Origin of the sequence: Paenirhizobium selenitireducens ATCC BAA-1503 (assembly GCF_000518785.1) — a bacterium.
Classification (GTDB): Bacteria; Pseudomonadota; Alphaproteobacteria; order Rhizobiales; family Rhizobiaceae; genus Allorhizobium; species Allorhizobium selenitireducens.
The window spans coordinates 126,221-141,243 of sequence record NZ_JAEG01000007.1 but is presented as its reverse complement, the minus strand read 5'-3'; the positions used below and the strand labels follow the sequence as shown (position 1 = coordinate 141,243).

Below are 15,023 nucleotides of genomic sequence, written 5' to 3'. Positions count from 1 at the left end.
TTGCGATGCAGCAATAGCCTGGGCATGAAGCGCCACTTTTCCGTCAGCGTGGCCGCGCGCCGTTCCGAGCCGGCCAAGCCCTTTATCCAGTCATGGACAAATCGATGAAGAACCTCAGGATTTCCGCACAGTTGATGGTGCTCATAGGCCTGCTTCTGGCAGCCTTCGCCATCGCCACCACGTTCCAGATCAGGGCTTCGGCCTCGGCCATCTACAAGGAGCGCTACGACATGTTGCGCACCCAGACCGAGACCGCGATCTCGGTGCTGGCCCGCTTCCACGCGCTCGAAACCAAGGGCGAGATGACCCGCGAGCAGGCCCAGACCGCCGCCTATGATGTCATCAACGACATGCGCTTCGTGCCGGACGGCTATTATTTTGGCTATGACTATGACGCCAACCGGGTCATCTATCCGGAGAAGAAAGGCGTCGGCAAGAACTTCGCCAAGGTCGCGGACAAGGCGGGCAACCTGTTTCTCGTCGAGATCATCAAGAAGGCCCGGGCCGGCGGTGGCTGGACCGAATATGAGTGGCCGAAGCCGGGCCTTGCGGAAGACCAGCTCTTTCCGAAGGCTGCCTATGCTCTAGCCTTCGAGCCTTGGGCTATGACGGTCGGAACAGGTGCCTATCTTGACGACCTCAACGCCACCATCATGGCGAATGTGATCGGCGTACTGTCGGTCGGCCTGGTGATCTTTGCCGTCGGCCTGGGGGTCGCCTGGTTCATCATCCGCGGCATCACGCAACCGCTCAAGGCCATCCACGGAGCCCTTGAAGCCGTGGCGGACGAAAATGTCAGCATTGCCATTCCGCATACCGACATGCGCAACGAAGTGGGCATGATGGCCAAGGCCACGCAATCGCTGCAGGAGAAGATCCGCGAACGCCATGCCATGGCCGAGCGCCAGGCCCTGCAGGAGGCCGCCATCGGCGCCGAGCGCCGGCAGAATGCCGAGATGCAGCAGGCCGAGGCAGCCCAGCAGGCGCGCGTCGTCTCCACCATCGGCGCCTCGCTGGAACAGCTGGCCCATGGCGACCTGACGGTCCGCTGTGCCGATCTCGGACCGAAATATGCCGGACTGCGCGACAATTTCAACGAAGCGCTGGGGCGGCTGGAAGAGGCCATGGGTCGTGTTAATCTCAAGGGCAACGACATCGCGGTGAGCAAGGAAGAAATCCGTCGCGCTTCCGGCGAACTCGCCCAGCGCACCGAGCGCCAGGCCGCGAACCTGGAAGAAACGTCGGCGGCGCTCGACGAGCTGACGGTCGCCGTTCGCCAGACCGCGGACGGTGCGCGCGAGGCGGCCGGCCAGGTCAAGTCGGTGAGCGACGAAGCGCGCCAGAGCGATGTGATCGTCGGCCACGCCATTGCGGCAATGAGCGGCATCGAGAACTCGTCGGCCGAAATCACCAAGATCATCGGCGTGATCGACGAGATCGCCTTCCAGACCAACCTGCTGGCGCTGAACGCCGGCGTCGAGGCGGCACGCGCCGGCGAAAGCGGCAAGGGCTTTGCCGTCGTCGCCCAGGAAGTGCGCGAACTGGCCCAGCGTTCTGCCAATGCGGCCAAGGAAATCAAGACGCAGATTTCCCGCTCCTCCGAGCAGGTCAGCCAGGGCGTTCAATTGGTCGCACAGACCGGCGAGGCGCTGAAGCGGATCTCCGGGCAGATCGAGCGTGCCAATGACGTCGTGTCGAAGATCGCCCATAGCGCCCAGGAGCAGGACACCACGCTCCGGAGCATCTCCAGCGCCGTCAACCTGCTCGACACCGCCACGCAGCAGAATGCCGCCATGGCCGAAGAGACGACGGCCTCGGCCGAAGTTCTGGCCAACGACACCGGCGACCTCTTGGAACTGATCCGCGGCTTCAAGGTGTCCAACGGCGCCCGTTCGGGCCAGCCCGGCGGCGTGGCCCAACCGATGCGCATGGCTGGCTGAGCCGGACGGTACCACCCTTCAACACGAGCCGCCGGGGAACACTCCGGCGGCTTTCGTCATTTGCGGGTACGGTTTCAGGACGCGACTTCCGACTCGCCGTCCAGGCGCGCCACAAGCGCGTCGATCTCGCGATCGGAATAGACCGCAATGCCGGCCCGGCGCATCAGCGCCGCCGTCACGCCAAGACCCGGATGGCGGATACCGGAAAAGCTGCCGTCATAGATGAAGCCGGAGCCGCAGGACGGGCTGCCGTCGATCAGAAGGGCAAAGGCGCAGCCATTGGCGCGGGCGAATTCGACCGCCTTGCGGCCACCCTCGACGAAAGCGGCCGACACATCGCGCCCGGTGCTCTCCACCACCCGCGCCCGGCCCTCGATGACATCCTCGCCGCCCATGCCACCCTCGATCTCCGCCGGCGGGCGCGGCGTGGGCAGGCCACCGGCCTGTTCGGGACAGTAACCGACGATCCGGCCGTCGGCCTGCCAGCGGGTGATGGCGGGATGATGTAGCGGCTTGCCCTTGCCGTCGTAACGGACCGGACGGCCGAGCAGGCAGGCGCTGATGATGATCTTTGGGGGCATGCTAATCGTCCAACTGTCGCGCGGCGTCCGCTCTCTCATGCAGCACGCGCGCTATCTCGATGACACCATCGCCAGTCAGGACGTAGAAGATCAAATGCGACCCGGCCCGACGGCGCCGGTAACCGGGGCGCAACCACCCGACATCGTGGCCGGAAGACGGATGCACGGAGATCTGCTCGATGACGTCCAGCAACTGGCCGAGATAGATTTCCGCCTGCGCCGGGGACCAATGCTCTGCGGTGTACAGCCCGATTTCGCGAAGGTCCCGTTCCGCGGTCTGCCGAAACCGGACCTTAACCACGAGATCGCCAGGCTTCGCGCATGGACTCCATGAAAGCGTCACGATCAAAATCGCGCGCCGGCCCGCAATTTTCGCTCTCGATCAACGCCTCGCGCAATCTCTCGATCTTCGCCTGCTCCTCTTCGAGCAGCCGCAATCCGGCCTCGACAACGGCCTCGGCCGAACTGAAACGGCCGCTCTCCACCTGGCTGTCGATAAAACTGTCGAAGGGCTCGCCGATCGTGACGTGAACTGGCTTGTTCATGGATTGCTCCTGGGACGGGGAAGCTGAGATCTGCAGATTATCACAGCGTCTCGAACGAGACAAAAGGTCGTCGCTGTTCCATGCCACCGCCGTGCCTCGGCCGGACGGGTGGTGGCGTAGAGACTGGATCCTCGGCTCAAGGCCGAGGATGACCGGCCTACGGGGTCGAGGATCGGCGCTCACGGCCCCTGCGTCAGCGTCCGGGCTTGCGCGGGACCGCGCCCTGCCCGGCCCTTCGCTTTGGGCTCAGGGCGTTCGGCGCTTCAATCGGGCCGCTGGATCGATTGATCCCGCTTGCGCGGGACCCGCCCTGCCCGGCCCTTCGCTTTGGGCTCAGGGCGTTCGGCGCTTCAATCGATTCGCTGGATCGATTGATCCCGCTTGCGCGGGACCGCGCCTCACCCCGTGATCTTCGAGAAGTCGGCGACGGTGCCGGTGGCTTCGCGGATGGCTTTCAGCAGGGCGAGACGGTTGGCGCGGATCGCGGCGTCGTCGTCGTTGACCAGAACGTCATCGAAGAAGGTGTCGACCGGGGCGCGCAGCTTCGACAGCGCCTGCATGGCCGAGCGGAAGTCTTCCTTCGCCACAGCGTCGGCTGCTTCGGCGCTGGCGGTCTTGATCGCGGCAAACAGCGCCTTCTCCGCATCGAGCGTCAACAGCGCTTCCGACACGCCGTCGGCGACGACAGTGCCCTTCTTTTCTTCCGCGGCCAGCAGCTGGGTGGCGCGCTTGGTGCCGGCGAGCAGGTTGATGCCATCCTCCGAGGTGATGAAGGCGGTCAGCGCCTCGGCGCGGCGGGCGACCATCAGCAGGTCGTCGGCGCTCGGGGCTCCCCCCTCACCCGGCGCTACCGCGCCACCCTCTCCCCGCTGGGGAGAGGAGACCGCCGCCGTTTCGGCCCGCTCCCTCTTCTCCCCAGCGGGGAGAAGGTGGTCCGCAGGACCGGATGAGGGGGCGGCGAGCACGGCGTCGATGATGTCATGGCGGGCGCCCTGGTCGCGCAGGTAGACTTTCAGGCGGTCGTGGAAGAAGGAGAGGAGGTCGGCAGCAGTATCATGCGCATACCTAAACGTAAGGTCGGCCAGCGCCTCAGCTCTTTCGCTGCTCACATGCCGTTCAATTTCAGCTTCTGCCGTACCAATTGGCAGGAAGCCCTCTGTCTCCAACCGGGTAGCCATAGCTAAAGGCACGGCTAGACCCCGTAGATAATTTTCCGCTAGCTGCCGACCAATCATGCGAACGAAGATCGTTGCAAGATTTAGTCGAATCCCCTTCTCAAGAATCATCCGCACCACACCCAGCGCCGCACGACGCAGAGCGTAGGGGTCCTTCGAGCCGGTCGGCTTTTCGTCGATCGCCCAGAAGCCCACCAGCGTATCCAGCTTGTCGGCCAGCGCCACGGTGAGGCCGACCTTGTCTTGCGGCAGGCGGTCGGAGGGGCCGTTCGGCTTCCAGTGATCCTCGATGGCCGCGGCGACGGCGGCGTCTTCGCCCTGCAGGAGCGCATAGCGGCGGCCCATCAGGCCCTGAAGCTCGGGGAACTCGCCGACGGCTTCGGTGCGGAGATCCGCCTTGGCCAGAACCGCGGCGCGGTCAACGAGCGCTGCGTCGGCGCCGACGATCGGCGCCAACTCCTTCGCCAAAGCACGGATGCGGGCGACACGCTCGCCTTGCGTCCCGAGCTTGGCGTGGAAGGTGACGTTCAGCGCGTCGAGCTTGGCCATGCGCTGGTCGAGCGGCTTTTTCAGGTCGAGGCCGAACCTTTCGGCCGAGGCCTTCAGCGTCTCGAGATCCGGCAGGTCGCCCTGGTCGCGGGTCCAGAAATGCTTGGCATCCGACAGGCGGGCGCGCACGACCTTGCCGTTGCCGTGCATGATCTCGCGACCGCCATCCTTCGCCTCGATGTTGGAGACGAGAACGAAATGGTTGGACAGCACACCCTCCCCTTGAGGGGGAGGGTCGGACCGAAGGGCCGGGGTGGGGTGAGCCGCAGGCGCCGAAGGGGCACCCCCACCCGCGCGTTCCGCGCGACCTCCCCCCTCAAGGGGGAGGTGGGAGCCATGCGGGCGGGTGACGAAGCACTTCTGGTTGGTCTTGATGGTCAGCCGGATGATTTCGGCCGGGATCGCCAGGTAATCCTGTTCGAAGGTGCCGAGCAGGACGTGCGGATATTCGACGAGGCCGGAGACTTCCTCCAGCAGGCCTTCGTCCTCGACAAGATCGAGACCGTTGGCGAAGGCGAGATTGGCGGCGTCCTGGGCGATGATCTGCTTGCGGCGCTCGGCATCGAGGATGACCTTGGCCTTTTCCAGGCTCGCGACATAGTCGTCGAAACGACGCACGGTGATGGCGTCGGGCGCGTGGAAACGGTGGCCGTAGGTGACATTGCCGGCGACGATGCCGTCGATCTCGAAGGGGATGACGACGGTTTCGTCGTGATCGGTGCCAAAGGTGCAGACGATCGACTGCAGCGGGCGGACCCAGCGCAGCACTTCTGGCCCCCTGCCCTCGACGCCGGCATAGGTCATGCCCTTGGGCATGGAGGCAGCGCCCGAGCGCATCGGCTTTGGCCAGGGGAAGGTGCGGATGATGCCGGGCATGACGTCGGCGACGATGTCCTGGGCCGCGCGGCCCGGCTTGTCGAGAAAGGCGACGTAAAAATCGCCCTTCTTCGGATCGGTCTTGATGATCGCCTGGTCGATCGAGGAAAGCCCCGCGCCGCGCAGGAAGCCGTCGATCGCCGCTTGAGGCGCGCTGACGCTCGGGCCCTTCTTCTCTTCGCGGATATCGGCCGACCGGGCCGAGAGGCCGCGGATGTCCAGCGTCAGGCGCCGCGGCGTCCAGTATTCCCGCGCACCCTCGTAGTGGAGGCCGGCCTCGACCAGCGCGTCGGTGACGAGCTTCTTCAGATCGCCGGCCGCCTTGCGCTGCATGCGGGCGGGAATCTCTTCGGAGCGGAGTTCGAGCAGAAGATCGGGCATGTTCTCTTTCCTCACCCTCCCCTTGAGGGGGAGGGTCGGACCGCAGGTCCGGGGTGGGGTGACAAAAAGCTAGCCCCTGCTAGCAAAATTTGCCCGGTCCGTACAATCGTGAATTTGGCATGTGGGCGGAGAGAACAGGGAAGCGAGGCGCCGGCATCACCCCCACCCGCCGCTTCGCGGCGACCTCCCCCCTCAAGGGGGAGGTGAGGGCCCCGCCGCGGATGCAGCGTCAACCACCCTCCCCTTGAGGGGGAGGGTCGGACCGCAGGTCCGGGGTGGGGTGAGCGACGGCTGAACCAGCCAGCGCGGCCTGCCGCTCTTCCACCGCCGCGAAAATTGTATCGAGCACCGCGTCGAGTTCGCTCAGCACTTCGTGATTCCAGAAACGGATGACCTTGTAGCCTGCTGCCTCAAGGACAAGGGCCCTTGCGAGATCATACCGCCGGGCGGCATCCTCGGCGTGCTGACTGCCATCCAGTTCGATCACCAGCCCGACCTGGTGGCAGGCAAAATCCGCAAAGAAGCGGCCAATCGGCACCTGCCGGCGAAAATGGGTTCCCGCGATTGGGATGCGCCACAAATGCCGCCAGAGCCTGCATTCGGCATCGGTCATGGTTGCCCGCAGACGGCGCGCATTGACGCGCTTGAAGCGATCAAGTGGAGACGGAGGCTTTGCCATAAAGCTCACCATGGGTCTGTCAACGGATCTGCGCGAAGGAAAATCTAAACCGGACGAGACAGAACAGCAACTACAGCGCGAAATCTTCCTGACGAGTCAGCCCGCTGCAAAGGTCACCCCCACCCGCCGCTTCGCGGCGACCTCCCCCCTCAAGGGGGAGGTTTGGCCTACCAGCCTCCCCCGCCGCCGCCGCCACCGCCGCCGCCCGAGGAGCCGCCGCCGGAGGAGAAGCCGGAGGACGAGCTCTTGGGCGGGGCCGGGATGGTGGAGGCGATGGTCGAGGCCATGGCGGAGGAGAACCCGCCGATCCGTCCGCCGAAATCGCCGGGATGGGAGCCGTGATACCAGGCTGGCTGATAGCTGGCGGCAGCCGCACCGGCGGCGGCCGAGGCGAGCCAGATATCGAAGGTCTCGGTCCATGGCTTTTCCACGCCGAGCGCCACGGCATAGGGAAGAAGCGTCTCGAAATGCTGCGGTGACATTTTTGGCGCCCCTTGCATGTTGAGCCGGTCCTTTTCGGCGAGCGTCAGATAGGTGCGAAGCCCCTCGATGCCGTCCATCAGCTTGCGCCCGACCGGCGTGGGTGCCCCCATCAGGAAGAAGAACAGCGCATTGAGCAGCACGATGCCGCCCACAGCAACGAGCACCGAAATCTGATGGACCTCCGAAAGGTCGATGAAGATCGCCAGCAAGGACACCAGAGACATGGCGACGGCAACGAAGCCGAGGATCGCCAGCCCGACGATGGAAATGATCCTGACGACCAGCGGCGCCCCCCGCCGTACGCCACGGCCGAGCCGCACGGCGAAACCGCCGAGGAAGGCCGAGATGACGACCGGGGCGAAGAGGAGCCCTATCGTGTCCTCGGTCAGCGAACCGAAGATCAGAAGTGCTGCGAGCGCGGCGACGCTCAGCGCCACGCCGCCGAAGATATAGCCGCCATTGCCGCGGTAGTACTTGCCGCGATGCTCCTTCTCGATCGCGTCGCGGAACTTCTTGCCGACGCTCTGAACCCGCTTGCCGTTGGCCTTGTCGATGGTGAGGCTGTCGCCCGGCCCGCCGATCGCCTCGATCAGGCTTGCCAGGCCGGCCGGCAGTTTGCCCCTGACCGGCTTGTCGGTGCGGTTGACGACGATCGAACGCTCCAGATCGTCGAGCACCACATAGCCCTTGACCGCAAGATCGAGCAGCGAGGCGGAAAGCGCCGTCCAGCCTTCGCCGGAAAAACCCTTGTTGTCGATGTAGTTGACCAGAGCGGGGGATATGCCCTCCGGCGGATCCCAGCGCGGCACCATGACGCCCGCTTCGGGATCGCGGCCGACCGCGATCCACGAGCGCAGGTAATAGAAGAAGACAAGGCCGAGGCCGCCATAGCCGATGATCGAATTGATGTTGTCGCGCAGCCACCACCAGGTGCTCTTCTCGCTCGACGGCGCAAGGACGACCCCCTTGGGCAGGCCGACGACGATCGTCAGCCCGTCACCGATACCCAGCGGCTCCGTCGTTTCGAAATACGCACCGTCGTTGGAGCGCTGATAGCGCGCATTGGTCTCCGTGGAGCCGCGATAGCCGGTGTAGTAGGCCGTCTGCGTGGGCGCCACGCCATCCGGCAGGATGACATTGGCGGACGCTTTCAGGATCGGGAACTGCCAGCCATTGCCGGTGACGTTCCAGTAGAGTTCGTCGTGATCGTCGAAATAGCGGATCTGCCGGCCGGTCGTATAGGTGATGGTATAGGTGTAGTCGCCCGGGTCGAGGAAGACGTCGGCGGAACCGGCATAGATGCGGATGCCGCCGGAAATGCTCTCGGTGTGGTAATCCTCCGGCTCGCCGTCGCGTTCGACCGAAACGAGGTCGAAATCGACCTTGATGCGGCGGCCGTCGGCATCTTCGGCATAGAGCGGAAAGTCGCGGAAGATGCCGCGCTTGATGTCCTGGCCCTCGGCGCGGACCGTGATCGTCTCGGTCACGCTGAGCGTCGCATCGGGGGCAAGCGCGATATCGGCGTGATAGTCGCGGATGACCTCGGCGGCTATAGCCTGCCCGGCCGCAGCAAGAAGGACGAGGACTGCTGTCAGGAGGCCGAGCATCTTGCTCATTATCGTTATCCTTGGCTGAACTGAACGCCGAGCGAGGCCAGCGCATCCCAGTAGCCGGGATAGGTCTTGGCGACGCAGCCGGGGTCGAGAATGGTGATGTCGCGGATCTTCAGGCCGGCGAGCGCAAAGCTCATGGCGATGCGATGATCGGCGAAGGTGTCGATGTCGGCCGGCAGGCTCTGGCCGGCAAGTGCCGGATCGGAATGAACGATCAGGTCGTCTCCCTGCTCCTCCGCAAGACCGCCGCGAATATTGTTGAGGCCGGTCGACAGGGCGCGGATGCGGTCGCATTCCTTGACCCTGAGATTGGCGATGCCGACGAAGCGCACCGGCGTCTCGTTGAAGGCAGCGAGCACGGCAATCGTCGGGATGGCGTCCTGCATCTGCGATCCGTCGATGACGGCGGGCATGCGCGGGAAGGCGGCGATCACCTCATGGGCTCTCGCATCCGGCTGGGTAAAATCGCCCGACGGCGTGCCGATGTCGATCGAACCGCCGGTGACGACCTCCGCGCCCCAGAGATAGGTGGCGGCGGAGGCGTCGGGCTCGATGTGGAAATCGGTCGCCGTGTAGCCCGTCGGCGCGATGCGCCAGGAGGCCGGGGTCGGCTGGGTGACCGCCGCGCCGAAGGCCCGCATGGCGGACAGCGTCAGGTCGATATAGCCGCGCGCGCCGATATCGGCACCGGCCAGCTCGATCTCGAAGGGTTCGGCGGCGCAGGCGGCGGCCATCAGCAGAGCCGAGACATACTGGCTCGAAAGCCCCGCGTCGATCACCACCTTGTTGCGCGCAAAGGCGCCGGTCGCGTCGATGGTCACCGGCGGGCAACCGGTCGGCGCCTCGATCGACACACCGAGCGACTGCAAGGCCTCGACCAGCGGCCGGATCGGCCGCTTGCGCATATGTTCATCGCCGTCGACCACATAGCGGCCCTTGCCGAGCGCCAGCGCTGCCGTGAGGAAGCGCGTGGCCGTTCCGGCATTGCCGAGGAAGAGCGGCGCGGCGGGGGGCTTCAACTCGCCGTTTGCGGTGACGACGAAGGTGGTGGCGTCGGGCTCGTCGACCGTGACCCCCATGGCCCGTAGGGCGTCGGCCATGTAGCGCGTGTCGTCGCTCTTCAGCGCACCCGTCAGCCGGCTCGTGCCTTTGGCAAGGCCAGCCAGCAGAAGCGCGCGATTGGTGATCGATTTCGAGCCGGGCGGGCTGACGCGCCCGGAAAGCGGACGGCCCGGCGGAATGATGGTCAGTTTGTCGGTTTTCATGCTGTGTCTCGAAGCGGCCGGAAATCGACCGCGCTTAGAATTTCACCGTGGGGACCGCACGATCGGCGTCGTTGGCGATCTCGAAATAGCCGGCCTTGGAGAATCCGAACTGGTTTGCGACGAGGTTGGACGGGAAGCTGTCGACCTTGACGTTCAGATCGCGCGCGGCACCGTTATAGTAGCGACGCGACATCTGGATCTCGCCTTCGATCGTATCGAGCGAACGATGCAGTTCCATGAAGTTCTCGTTGGCCTGGAGTTCCGGATAGGCTTCGGCCAGAGCGACGATCCTGCCAAGCGCCTGGCCGAGAAGCCCTTCGGCGGCGGCACGGCCGGCAACGTCTCCGGCCGGCACGGCCTGGGCGCGATTGCGCAGTTCGACCACTTCCTCGAAGGTCGATTTTTCGTGTGCGGCATAGCCCTTCACGGTCTCGATCAGGTTGGGGATGAGGTCGGCGCGGCGCTTCAGCTGGACATCGATGCCGGACCAGGCTTCCTCGGTCATCTGCCGGGATTTGACCAGTCCGTTGTAGATCATAACGGCATAGAGGGCGACGACAACGAGAACAGCAAGCGTGATATACATGGCAATGCTCCGGCCTATGCGAGGATAGGCGGACCTTAGGGGTTCGCTCCGGAAAAGTCATCAGCCGATCGCGAGGGGCCTGAGTCATCCGGAAGCGATGCCGTGGATACCAGCCCTTCGGCTTCGGCAAGCTCGCGCAGCGCCAGTTCCAGCCCCGGCGATACCGCGTGCATATAGGCATAGGTCAGCATCAGCAGAACCATATTGGCGATCGCGCCAAATGCGGCGACCTGCATCAGCCTCTGGCTTGCGGAGGGATCGGAGAAGCCATCGACGGGAGCGGCACTGACGATCTGCCACAGGCCATAGACAAGGATGCCCGACAGAACCATGCCGGCGGGATACCACGGCAGGACGGCGGTCGGCCGTGTCTCCTGGGCGGCGGCAAACTCTTCGATATCCACCATGGTCAGGAGCGGCATCCACAGATTGGCAATCGGCACGAAAAATCCGGCGACTGCCATCCATGGGGCATAGCGCACGCTGCTCCGGCGCACGGCACGCGAAAGCGTCACGGAGAGCCAGATCCAGCGCAGGAAGAACAGGAGTGTCAGCAACTGAAACACTGTCAGGCAGAGATCGAAGGAACCCGAAAGGTCAAGCAGGGTTTGAAAGGCCGAGCTCTCGGCGCCGGTGCGAAAGGCCGAACCGGTCTTTTCCACAACATAGCTGACGAAGGCGAGGTAGAGATAGAAGACCGCCGACAGGGCCAGCATCGCGCCCGCCACGCTGGCCGTCAGGACCCAGGCACGGCGGGCCCAGGTGAGACCGCCGGCCAGGGATTTCGCCGGAGTGATCCGGCTTTGCGTCATGCAGCCTTGCCGAGATTGACCCCGCCGGCGTCGGTCAGCAGGAAGGCTTCGCCGCAGGCCTTGGCGAGCGTGCGGACACGCAGGATGTAGCTCTGGCGCTCGGTCACCGAAATGACGCCGCGGGCGTCCAAGAGGTTGAAGACGTGAGACGCCTTGATGCACTGGTCATAGGCCGGGAAGACGCATTTGTGCAGGCGCTGGTTGTCGTTCTCGCCGGGAGCGCCGGCCGCAAGCAGCGCCTGGCATTCCTTCTCGGCATCGATGAAATGCCGGTGCAGCATCTCGGTATTGGCGAATTCGAAATTGTGCCGCGAATATTCCTGCTCGGCCTGCAGGAAGACATCGCCATAGGAGATCTTCTCGTCGCCTTCGCGGCCGTTGAAGTTCAGGTCATAGACGTTGTCGACGCCCTGCACATACATGGCGAGGCGTTCAAGACCGTATGTCAGTTCGCCGGCCACCGGCGCGCATTCGATGCCGCAGACCTGCTGGAAGTAAGTGAACTGCGAGACTTCCATGCCGTCGCACCAGCATTCCCAGCCAAGGCCCCAGGCGCCGAGCGTCGGGCTTTCCCAGTCGTCCTCGACGAAACGGATGTCGTGCAGCAGCGGGTCGAGGCCGATCGCGGCGAGCGAGCCGAGATAAAGCTCCTGCAGGTTGGACGGGTTCGGCTTCAGGATGACCTGGTACTGGTAATAATGCTGAAGACGGTTCGGGTTTTCGCCGTAGCGGCCGTCGGAGGGACGGCGGGAGGGCTGCACATAGGCGGCCTTCCACGGCTTGGGGCCAAGCGCGCGCAGCGTGGTTGCCGGGTGGAAGGTGCCGGCGCCCACTTCCATGTCATAGGGCTGGAGAACGGCGCAGCCCTTGTCGGCCCAATAGTTGTGCAGCGTCAGGATCAGGGCCTGGAACGAGCGCTTGGGGTCCATATGCGGGGCGAGGCTGGTCTCGGTCATGGGATTTGTCGTCCGGAACTTGTCTTCGAGGATGGTCCGTCTGGTGCCATGCCGGGGGCGGACGGTCAAGTCATGCGTGACGGATGCGCTTTTGCCGCGACATTGTTTGCAGCAGGGACAAATGCTATTTCTGTTCTTACTGCGGGAGAACCCCCATGACCATCAAGACCACGATCGCCCTTTCGGAAGACCATTTGCGCTACGCTGAAAAGCTGGTGGCGGAAGGACAGTATCCGTCGATCTCCAGTGTGATCGAGGCGGGCCTCGAACAGATGAAGGCCGCCGAGAGCGAACAGGATCCAGTTTCCGCGATGGCCGGCGAGATCAACCGCCGGATGGAACTGCCGCGCGACCAGTGGATTTCGATGGAAGGTGACAACGTCTTTGATGACGTCAGGCGCCGCCTGAAGGAACGCTACGGATCGCGTTGATGACACGCTTTCGGATCGACTACCACCCGTATGTCGATGGCGATCTGATGGATATCGCGACTCTGATTGCAGAATTTGCAGGCCTTGAGGCCGCGAACCGAAAACTCGAGGAAATCGAGGAAGTGGTGCGTAATCTCGAAGATTTTCCGCACATCGGCACTCTGCGCCACGACATTCGTGCAAATCTGCGCGCCATCCCCACTGCGGGCAAGGGCGTGATCTGCTTCACCGTCGACGACGAACGCCGAACCGTGCTGATCATTGCGATCACCTATGCTGGAGCCGATTGGTCGAGCCGCGTGGCGGAGCGGGATTAGGGACCACACTCACTTCTGCTCTGCGCTTCTCAGACGAACGGATTGACGACCTGCGGACCATGATCGATGGTCAAGCCATGCTGCATGTCTTCGGTGAGGAAAATTTCGCAACCGGCCTGACAGGCCGCCGCGAGCATGAGCCCGTCATAGAATGACAGTCGGTGCCGCTCGATGATATCGAGGGCAAGGCTCTGCAAGTCCCGATCCAGGGGCAACACATCCTCTGCCAAGAGACAGATATCGGAAAGTGCACCGCGCACATCGGCGACGGTCATGCCCAGCTTGCGAAGCGCAACATTGCTGAATTCGTTCAGTGCTTGCGTCGACAGGATGAACGGATTCGCCAGGCATTCCTGCGCCTTCACCGAGCGCGGGTCGTCGGAGAAGGCGTAGATCAGGATGTTCGTGTCGAGGAACGGCGGCTTCATTCGCGCCGCTCGTTGGCCGCGTCCCGATCGAATTTCCAGTCGGCAGGGAGTTTGATCTTCGACGCGCGGATGCGCTCCAGGGCCTGCTCACGGCTGTCATCGCGTTCGATGTCAAAGGTGCGGTGTTCGCTCACACGAACAGCGACCTCATCGCCGACCTTCAGATCGAGAGCCTCGGCGACAGCCGCCGGTATGCGGATGGCAAGGCTGTTACCCCATTTTGCAACCTGCATCGAAGCCTCCATGATATACGAGCCGTAATGTATATCATGGAAGAACGCCCTACAAGGCTGGCGTCATTCTCCCTCGCGCTTCACGCGATACTCGCCGGTCACCTCGTCCTTGACCAGCGTGCCCATGGCGCCGGTCTGGCGTTCCTTTTCCTCGGTCCTGGACTTGGCCTGAAGCTTCTCGGCATCGGACACGAAGCGGCGATAGAGGAAATAGGCTCCACCGATCAGAATGACGAAAAAGATGATCCGCGACATGTCCCCTCGCGCTGTCAGAGCCCGTAACGGCTCCACAATGCCTTTTCTTCCAGCGTGTCGGCAAGCCCGGATACGGCGGCTGCGGCCATCTGCTCCATGCCGGCGCCGCTGGCGCCTACTCCCGGAAGTCTGCGACCGAAGAAATCCCTGGAGCCCGAGACCAGTTCCAGCTTGGCATCCCGGCCGTAGCGCTTCTTGATCTCCTCGCGCATATCGCCCAGGCTGTCGACGAGGCCCAGTTGTAGGCCGCGGCGCCCGGTCCAGAACAGGCCGGAGAAAAGGTCCGGATCGTCGGCCAGCACACTGCCCCGGCGGGATTTGACCATGTCGATGAAGATCTCGTGGATCTCGAGCTGAAGCGATTTCAGATAGTCGATGTCGCTTTCCTTTTCCGGCTGGAAGGGATCGAGGATCACCTTGTTTTCACCGGACGTGTACACACGGCGCTCGACGCCGATCTTCTTCAGCAGTTCAGGGAAACCGAAGCCGCCGGAGACGACGCCGATCGAGCCGACGATCGAGGTGGCATCGGCAAAGATCTCGTCGCCGGCCAGCGCGATCATATAACCGCCGGAAGCCGCCACGTCCTCGACGAAGACCAGAACGCGCTTGTTCTTCTCCTCGGCAAGCGCACGGACGCGGTCGAAGATCATGCGGGACTGCACCGGCGAGCCACCGGGCGAATTGATCGACAGCACGACGGCAGGGCTGTCCTTCTTCGAGAAGGCCTTTTCGAGTGCCGGTGCGACGCTTGCGAGATTGAGCTGCTGCTTGAAACGACCGCCTCCGCTCATGATTGCGCCATGCAGCCGCACGACCGGGATCAGCAGCCCGTCATTGCGGAACCGTTTTGGCACCAGACGCTTCAACAAACCCGCCATCGATCGCTTACCTCGCATTGTCGTTCATCTCGCACCG

General features: G+C 63.9%; 17 protein-coding genes. 3 read left to right on the top strand and 14 right to left on the bottom strand.

Translation table 11 applies throughout. From position 1 onward, the window contains the following. Nucleotides 1-104 precede the first annotated feature (104 nt). A complete protein-coding gene (locus tag L867_RS0110415; RefSeq protein ID WP_028736826.1) occupies nt 105-1,940 on the top strand; it encodes a methyl-accepting chemotaxis protein in 1,836 nt (611 codons plus the stop codon). A 74-nt stretch (nt 1,941-2,014) separates the two neighbouring features. Here the strand turns inward: L867_RS0110415 and L867_RS0110410 are convergent, their stop codons facing one another. The 10 genes from L867_RS0110410 to L867_RS0110365 form a co-directional block, all read right to left on the bottom strand. Further along, the gene (locus tag L867_RS0110410; RefSeq protein ID WP_028736825.1) at nt 2,015-2,521 is read right to left on the bottom strand and encodes a DUF523 domain-containing protein; all 507 of its coding nucleotides are present in this window, start codon (nt 2,519-2,521) and stop codon (nt 2,015-2,017) included. Nucleotide 2,522: 1 nt separating this feature from the next. Continuing rightward, nucleotides 2,523-2,822, bottom strand: coding sequence for a type II toxin-antitoxin system RelE/ParE family toxin (locus L867_RS0110405; RefSeq protein WP_028736824.1), 300 nt, complete (start codon nt 2,820-2,822; stop codon nt 2,523-2,525). Further along, nucleotides 2,815-3,066, bottom strand: coding sequence for a type II toxin-antitoxin system ParD family antitoxin (locus L867_RS0110400; RefSeq protein ID WP_028736823.1), 252 nt, complete (start codon nt 3,064-3,066; stop codon nt 2,815-2,817). Before L867_RS0110400 ends, L867_RS0110405 begins: the two co-directional genes overlap by 8 nt. 398 nt (nt 3,067-3,464) lie before the next feature. Continuing rightward, entirely contained in the window at nt 3,465-6,047 is a 2,583-nt protein-coding gene (locus tag L867_RS0110395) for a glycine--tRNA ligase subunit beta (RefSeq protein WP_028736822.1), read from the bottom strand. Nucleotides 6,048-6,276: 229 nt separating this feature from the next. Next, entirely contained in the window at nt 6,277-6,738 is a 462-nt protein-coding gene (locus L867_RS0110390; RefSeq protein WP_028736821.1) for an endonuclease domain-containing protein, read from the bottom strand. A gap of 155 nt (nt 6,739-6,893) precedes the next feature. After that, nucleotides 6,894-8,825 (bottom strand): DUF2207 domain-containing protein, encoded by a 1,932-nt coding sequence (locus tag L867_RS0110385; protein ID WP_028736820.1) that lies wholly within the window; start codon nt 8,823-8,825, stop codon nt 6,894-6,896. Between the two features lie 5 nt (nt 8,826-8,830). Beyond that, complete coding sequence (aroA, locus tag L867_RS0110380; RefSeq protein WP_028736819.1) at nt 8,831-10,087, bottom strand: 3-phosphoshikimate 1-carboxyvinyltransferase; 1,257 nt, start codon at nt 10,085-10,087, stop codon at nt 8,831-8,833. Nucleotides 10,088-10,121: 34 nt separating this feature from the next. Further along, nucleotides 10,122-10,673, bottom strand: a complete 552-nt coding sequence (locus L867_RS0110375) for a LemA family protein (protein WP_028736818.1) — start codon at nt 10,671-10,673, stop codon at nt 10,122-10,124. Between the two features lie 35 nt (nt 10,674-10,708). Next, a complete protein-coding gene (locus L867_RS0110370; RefSeq protein ID WP_028736817.1) occupies nt 10,709-11,485 on the bottom strand; it encodes a DUF4328 domain-containing protein in 777 nt (258 codons plus the stop codon). Further along, complete coding sequence (locus tag L867_RS0110365; protein ID WP_028736816.1) at nt 11,482-12,414, bottom strand: glycine--tRNA ligase subunit alpha; 933 nt, start codon at nt 12,412-12,414, stop codon at nt 11,482-11,484. The genes L867_RS0110370 and L867_RS0110365 overlap by 4 nt, the downstream gene beginning before the upstream one ends. 182 nt (nt 12,415-12,596) lie before the next feature. Here L867_RS0110365 and L867_RS0110360 point away from each other — a divergent pair, with 182 nt between their 5' ends. Together L867_RS0110360 and L867_RS25015 are read left to right on the top strand one after the other, a co-directional pair. Beyond that, nucleotides 12,597-12,872, top strand: a complete 276-nt coding sequence (locus L867_RS0110360) for a hypothetical protein (RefSeq protein WP_028736815.1) — start codon at nt 12,597-12,599, stop codon at nt 12,870-12,872. Further along, complete coding sequence (locus tag L867_RS25015) at nt 12,872-13,189, top strand: type II toxin-antitoxin system RelE/ParE family toxin (RefSeq protein WP_037173097.1); 318 nt, start codon at nt 12,872-12,874, stop codon at nt 13,187-13,189. Before L867_RS0110360 ends, L867_RS25015 begins: the two co-directional genes overlap by 1 nt. 29 nt (nt 13,190-13,218) lie before the next feature. Here L867_RS25015 and L867_RS0110350 read toward each other — a convergent pair whose 3' ends face one another. From L867_RS0110350 to L867_RS0110335, 4 genes are all read right to left on the bottom strand, one after another. Further along, complete coding sequence (locus L867_RS0110350) at nt 13,219-13,617, bottom strand: PIN domain-containing protein (RefSeq protein WP_028736814.1); 399 nt, start codon at nt 13,615-13,617, stop codon at nt 13,219-13,221. Further along, nucleotides 13,614-13,850, bottom strand: a complete 237-nt coding sequence (locus tag L867_RS0110345) for an AbrB/MazE/SpoVT family DNA-binding domain-containing protein (protein ID WP_028736813.1) — start codon at nt 13,848-13,850, stop codon at nt 13,614-13,616. Before L867_RS0110345 ends, L867_RS0110350 begins: the two co-directional genes overlap by 4 nt. 63 nt (nt 13,851-13,913) lie before the next feature. Continuing rightward, the gene (locus L867_RS0110340; RefSeq protein WP_028736812.1) at nt 13,914-14,105 is read right to left on the bottom strand and encodes a membrane protein; all 192 of its coding nucleotides are present in this window, start codon (nt 14,103-14,105) and stop codon (nt 13,914-13,916) included. Nucleotides 14,106-14,119: 14 nt separating this feature from the next. Next, complete coding sequence (locus tag L867_RS0110335) at nt 14,120-14,986, bottom strand: S49 family peptidase (protein WP_028736811.1); 867 nt, start codon at nt 14,984-14,986, stop codon at nt 14,120-14,122. Between the last annotated feature and the right edge of the window lie 37 nt (nt 14,987-15,023).

What these genes read in the sequence shown, in the direction of transcription:
- L867_RS0110415 (WP_028736826.1), top strand. Translation starts at nt 105, where the DNA reads ATGAAGAACCTCAGGATTTCCGCACAGTTGATGGTGCTCATAGGCCTG.
- L867_RS0110410 (WP_028736825.1), bottom strand. Translation starts at nt 2,521, where the DNA reads ATGCCCCCAAAGATCATCATCAGCGCCTGCCTGCTCGGCCGTCCGGTC.
- L867_RS0110400 (WP_028736823.1), bottom strand. Translation starts at nt 3,066, where the DNA reads ATGAACAAGCCAGTTCACGTCACGATCGGCGAGCCCTTCGACAGTTTT.
- L867_RS0110395 (WP_028736822.1), bottom strand. Translation starts at nt 6,047, where the DNA reads ATGCCCGATCTTCTGCTCGAACTCCGCTCCGAAGAGATTCCCGCCCGC.
- L867_RS0110390 (WP_028736821.1), bottom strand. Translation starts at nt 6,738, where the DNA reads ATGGTGAGCTTTATGGCAAAGCCTCCGTCTCCACTTGATCGCTTCAAG.
- L867_RS0110385 (WP_028736820.1), bottom strand. Translation starts at nt 8,825, where the DNA reads ATGAGCAAGATGCTCGGCCTCCTGACAGCAGTCCTCGTCCTTCTTGCT.
- aroA (WP_028736819.1), bottom strand. Translation starts at nt 10,087, where the DNA reads ATGAAAACCGACAAACTGACCATCATTCCGCCGGGCCGTCCGCTTTCC.
- L867_RS0110375 (WP_028736818.1), bottom strand. Translation starts at nt 10,673, where the DNA reads ATGTATATCACGCTTGCTGTTCTCGTTGTCGTCGCCCTCTATGCCGTT.
- L867_RS0110370 (WP_028736817.1), bottom strand. Translation starts at nt 11,485, where the DNA reads ATGACGCAAAGCCGGATCACTCCGGCGAAATCCCTGGCCGGCGGTCTC.
- L867_RS0110365 (WP_028736816.1), bottom strand. Translation starts at nt 12,414, where the DNA reads ATGGACCCCAAGCGCTCGTTCCAGGCCCTGATCCTGACGCTGCACAAC.
- L867_RS0110360 (WP_028736815.1), top strand. Translation starts at nt 12,597, where the DNA reads ATGACCATCAAGACCACGATCGCCCTTTCGGAAGACCATTTGCGCTAC.
- L867_RS25015 (WP_037173097.1), top strand. Translation starts at nt 12,872, where the DNA reads ATGACACGCTTTCGGATCGACTACCACCCGTATGTCGATGGCGATCTG.
- L867_RS0110350 (WP_028736814.1), bottom strand. Translation starts at nt 13,617, where the DNA reads ATGAAGCCGCCGTTCCTCGACACGAACATCCTGATCTACGCCTTCTCC.
- L867_RS0110345 (WP_028736813.1), bottom strand. Translation starts at nt 13,850, where the DNA reads ATGCAGGTTGCAAAATGGGGTAACAGCCTTGCCATCCGCATACCGGCG.
- L867_RS0110340 (WP_028736812.1), bottom strand. Translation starts at nt 14,105, where the DNA reads ATGTCGCGGATCATCTTTTTCGTCATTCTGATCGGTGGAGCCTATTTC.
- L867_RS0110335 (WP_028736811.1), bottom strand. Translation starts at nt 14,986, where the DNA reads ATGGCGGGTTTGTTGAAGCGTCTGGTGCCAAAACGGTTCCGCAATGAC.